We start from the raw sequence: 3,626 nt of genomic DNA, 5'->3' as shown, positions 1-3,626 counted from the left end.
ACCGTTTTAATAAAGCTGTCCTTCCTCCTTTTGAACTCTTCCGGCTTGATGACTATGGGACTTATCAGTTCGCCGTATTTGAGGAGAATATCCGTTACAACGTCCATAAGCTCGTTGAAATCCACCTTACCGATTATGAGAAGGTCTATGTCGCTCTCCTCGTCGTAGTCGCCTCTCGCGTACGAGCCAAAGAGGATAACCTCCTCTATTGAGTCACCAAAGCGCTTTCGTAGGACTCTCAGAAACTCATCAAGAGCTTGAGCTTTCTTTTCCATGTTCAAGCTCCTCCAGAGCGGTCTTAATTCTCTCAAGGAACCTTTCAGCGTTCTCAACAACAGCCTCTGCTTCCTCTTCAGTCGGTTCATAATAGACATCATAATCCGCCTTGGAACGGAGGGAGAAAGCAGAGGTCAAGTACTTGGCATAAACCCTCTCAAGGAACCCTTCATCAACAAAATGTAGGCCAAACATCCTGATCACGCCGGAATGTTTGCGGGGATTTAAACCCTTCATCAGGAGCAGAGCCTTCGCCGCGTGGAACATGGAGTAATAGGCGCGACTAATCGCGTCCCTGAGCTTGCTGTTCTGGAGAAGGATTTTGGCTGAAGACAGCTCCTCCTCTGCGAGTTCAATGTGTCTGGAAACTTCTTCTGGAATGGCCATGCCCACACCTGAAGCAGTTTTTGACTTCCGCGTATTTAACGCCTTCGCTCAGTATTATACCCTCCGGGAGGAGGGAAATGAGCCTTGGAGGATTAGGAGGTCTTAGATCGGTATTTGCAGAAATGATTGGAATTCTATCGTTACCGTTTGTCCTGATTAGAACTCCAGAAAGCAAGAGATTAGCTGAGGGGGATTTTAAGGGGAGTGTAGGCTTATTGTTCGCTCTACTTCTTGGAAATATTTTGATGTATCTTGCTCCCCCAGAGGAGGTCACAAACAATTCGTGGATATTCTTATTAGCCCCAGTCGCATATTTTGCCTTGGGAACATCTGCTATTATTAGCTACCGCCGTCTTAAGCGCTTTGAGCAGGAGGAGATGCTCGAAAAGCTCGCCGAAAAGCTCGGAGAGTCGGTGGCAAAGGGACTGAAGGGAGTGAAGGACTAAGACCTTATCACCCAGTATTTCTCCTTCCGCATTCCCCTCCGCTTCAGCTCCTCGAAGTGCCTCTTAGCGACATTGTAAAAACCGTTGTCATGGAGAACTATTCCCTCCTTCATGGCATCGAGGGCTGAGGGAGAGAGGTTTTCCAATGCCTTGAGAAACTCCGCTGGAGTGTAAGCGAGCACATCAACGGGTAAAAACTCTTCGTTGAGTTTGTAGAGAGGCTTTGTCCTCGCTAAAAAGTTCCCACTAAGCTTTCTGGATATCACTATCAGGTCGTAGTCGCTCGCTCGGTTGTAGTCACCCCTAGCCCTAGAACCGAAGAGAATAACCGTAGCGTCTCCGTTGAAGTAGTCAACTATCCTTCTCACGAACCGCTCAATCTCGGGTGAGATTTTCGGCCGTTCTTTTGACGAAGCTGAGGACTTCTTCAGCATAATCAATCATCTCCAGAGCGATATCCTCGGAGTAGTACTCGAAGGGAGAGCCCTCCGGATAGGCATCGGGATATCTCGGAGCTATGTAATTCCTGTCAAGTTCCATAGCCCTGTGGAACAGCTCCCTTGGAACTTCAACGCCTTCATCACGCAGGTTTCTGAGAAGCTTCGTTATGGAGTGTCCAATGGGAGCGAAACCCATTCCACGGAGTAGGGCTTTAACGGCCAGCTCTGCCGCCTGCTGGGCCTTAAAGCTCGCCCACTCATAATCCTTCCCTTCCAGATCCCTGAGGGCAGAGCGAAGGGTCTTTTCAGCCTGCTTCATCCACCTTTTGTATTCACTCCACTTGAACATGGCAACCACATAAAGTTTGGATTGTGGGTATTTAACCCTTCCCCAGTATTATACCCTCGGGGAGGAGGGAAATCCATAAATACCTGGAGGGAGAAGGGAAATGGACGCCCTAACCGCATTTGCATTGTATGCTTCTATTGGAGCAATGATAGGAATCTTTGATGTTCTGTATGGCTATTTCGAGCCAATGGGCAAAAGTGAGAACTACAAAACCCTCAGAGAAATTCAGTCTCAGAAGGATTCCCTAATCAAGGGGATTTTGTTTACATCACTCGTGACCCTTCCATCATTATCGTTTTGGGTATCGTTTGGTCCCGTTCTATCTGAGGACTACGCCAAGAGCACCTGGGGTCCGTTGCTATTCATTGTAATGACCCTCGGTGCCTGGGCTAGGTTAATATATAAACTGTACCTCTGGAAAAAGCTGAACGACTGATATAAAGAACTCCTCCTCCAGGAAGCAATCGCCAAGGGCGTCGAAATCGGAATGAAAAAGGCAAAGGAAAGCTGACTTGTCCTACCGGCTTCCCTATCATCAGTTATCATGGGAGAAGGGGCAAGCAAGAAAACTATTTAACCTCCGGGGCTTACCCCAAATCGGTGGGAGAATGAGCGAGGTTATGGATCCCTATGTTATCCTTCAGAGGATAGAGCAAATGGAGAAGGAACTGGAGGAGCTCAAGATCACGGTTCTAAAAATGGTGGCCGAAAACCTCCCCGAGGAAGAGGTGGATGAGGAAACCCTAAAGGCCCTTGAGAAAGACCTCAGGGATATGATGGAGGGCAGAGTCAAAACCCTTAGCGGAGACGAGTTCATAGAGCTCCTCTCAAAGGAAACTGGCGACTAACGCCTTTTGTATGCCCTGCTTCTTGGCTCCAAACGGACGACGTACACGATTTTATTCTTCCAGTCAACGGCGTAGAGAAGCCGGTAATTCCCGAGCCTAAGCCGGTAGGCATCCAATCCGAGCAGTTTACGGTCCGTGAGAGGTTTGACGTCATAGCCCTCGGCTATCGGCTCGTTCTTCACGTCTTGAATGAAGTTTATCAACCGCTTGAGGTGAGCGGGTTTGAGAACCTTGGGAGCCAGCTTGGCGACCTTCGGATGAACCCTAACGTCGAACACGAATCAACCCTCCACTCCAACGCCCAAATGGATTTTGCCCCGAGCGTATTTAACCCTTCCCCAATATTATACCCTCCGGGAGGAGGGAAATGGGAGACGCGGATTTAATCTTAGGTCTTGTTGGGTTTTTTCATTGTTTGGAGCTTGGTTGAGATTCGATGATTTATACAATACAATAAATCCTGAGGACTGCAAAACTAAGAGCTGCGCGAAAGATGGAATGGACAAGGGACTGCAGGTAGTAATCCTCTCAGTTATTTCATTCTGGTTGCTTTCCTTTGAACTTATAACAAAAGCTGAAGAAGACAGCACCACGATCATAACCGCTCTCGGCCTATTGACATTTGGATTTACTGTGTACGGCCTCTACAAATGGCGTGCATACAGGGAAAGATACAAGGAGCTCCTCCTCCAAGAAGCCATTGCAAAAGGCGTCGAAATCGGCATGAAGAAGGCAAAAGAGAACTGAAGTTACAGCTCGCCTGCTTCCTTCAACACCTTTTCATAAAGTCCATCGCTCAGCCAGAAGCCCGTGGCCTTTAGTTTCTCCAGCTCGTCCCTAAGGCTGGCTACCTTACCGGTGAACTTGGCTTTGAGGAGAA

10 protein-coding genes are annotated in these 3,626 nt (G+C 48.3%); 4 read left to right on the top strand and 6 right to left on the bottom strand.

Going from position 1 to position 3,626, the window contains the following annotated elements; translation table 11 throughout:
* Both MV985_RS02205 and MV985_RS02200 read right to left on the bottom strand, forming a co-directional pair.
* A partial coding sequence (locus MV985_RS02205; RefSeq protein WP_297460065.1) for a nucleotidyltransferase domain-containing protein occupies nucleotides 1-275 on the bottom strand: 275 nt, incomplete at its 3' end.
* The gene (locus MV985_RS02200; RefSeq protein ID WP_297460064.1) at nucleotides 250-663 is read right to left on the bottom strand and encodes a HEPN domain-containing protein; all 414 of its coding nucleotides are present in this window, start codon (nucleotides 661-663) and stop codon (nucleotides 250-252) included. The genes MV985_RS02205 and MV985_RS02200, both read right to left, overlap by 26 nt.
* Before the next feature lie 77 nt (nucleotides 664-740).
* On the opposite strand from MV985_RS02200, the gene MV985_RS02195 reads away from it, so the two are divergent.
* Entirely contained in the window at nucleotides 741-1,109 is a 369-nt protein-coding gene (locus MV985_RS02195; RefSeq protein ID WP_297460063.1) for a hypothetical protein, read from the top strand.
* Here MV985_RS02195 and MV985_RS02190 read toward each other — a convergent pair.
* Both MV985_RS02190 and MV985_RS02185 read right to left on the bottom strand, forming a co-directional pair.
* Nucleotides 1,106-1,477, bottom strand: a complete 372-nt coding sequence (locus MV985_RS02190) for a nucleotidyltransferase domain-containing protein (protein WP_297460061.1) — start codon at nucleotides 1,475-1,477, stop codon at nucleotides 1,106-1,108. The genes MV985_RS02195 and MV985_RS02190 overlap by 4 nt on opposite strands.
* Nucleotides 1,478-1,484: 7 nt before the next feature.
* Nucleotides 1,485-1,898, bottom strand: a complete 414-nt coding sequence (locus MV985_RS02185) for a HEPN domain-containing protein (RefSeq protein ID WP_297460069.1) — start codon at nucleotides 1,896-1,898, stop codon at nucleotides 1,485-1,487.
* A gap of 100 nt (nucleotides 1,899-1,998) precedes the next feature.
* Between MV985_RS02185 and MV985_RS02180 the strand changes: the two genes are divergently transcribed.
* Both MV985_RS02180 and MV985_RS02175 read left to right on the top strand, forming a co-directional pair.
* On the top strand, nucleotides 1,999-2,334 hold the full coding sequence (locus MV985_RS02180; RefSeq protein ID WP_297460057.1) for a hypothetical protein: 336 nt from the start codon (nucleotides 1,999-2,001) through the stop codon (nucleotides 2,332-2,334).
* 172 nt (nucleotides 2,335-2,506) lie between these two features.
* Nucleotides 2,507-2,746 (top strand): hypothetical protein, encoded by a 240-nt coding sequence (locus tag MV985_RS02175; RefSeq protein ID WP_297460048.1) that lies wholly within the window; start codon nucleotides 2,507-2,509, stop codon nucleotides 2,744-2,746.
* Here MV985_RS02175 and MV985_RS02170 read toward each other — a convergent pair.
* Nucleotides 2,743-3,024, bottom strand: coding sequence for a type II toxin-antitoxin system RelE/ParE family toxin (locus MV985_RS02170; protein WP_297460039.1), 282 nt, complete (start codon nucleotides 3,022-3,024; stop codon nucleotides 2,743-2,745). The genes MV985_RS02175 and MV985_RS02170 overlap by 4 nt on opposite strands.
* Before the next feature lie 148 nt (nucleotides 3,025-3,172).
* Between MV985_RS02170 and MV985_RS02165 the strand changes: the two genes are divergently transcribed.
* Entirely contained in the window at nucleotides 3,173-3,493 is a 321-nt protein-coding gene (locus tag MV985_RS02165) for a hypothetical protein (protein ID WP_297460030.1), read from the top strand.
* Between the two features lie 2 nt (nucleotides 3,494-3,495).
* Here the strand turns inward: MV985_RS02165 and MV985_RS02160 are convergent.
* Nucleotides 3,496-3,626 (bottom strand): DUF3368 domain-containing protein (locus tag MV985_RS02160; RefSeq protein WP_297460068.1); only part of this gene is annotated, 131 nt, incomplete at its 5' end.

The sequence above is a fragment of the Thermococcus sp. genome, from assembly GCF_027012695.1.
GTDB lineage: Archaea > Methanobacteriota_B > Thermococci > Thermococcales > Thermococcaceae > Thermococcus.
The sequence above is the reverse complement of the archived record's forward strand: the minus strand, read 5'-3'. Positions and strand labels throughout refer to the sequence as shown.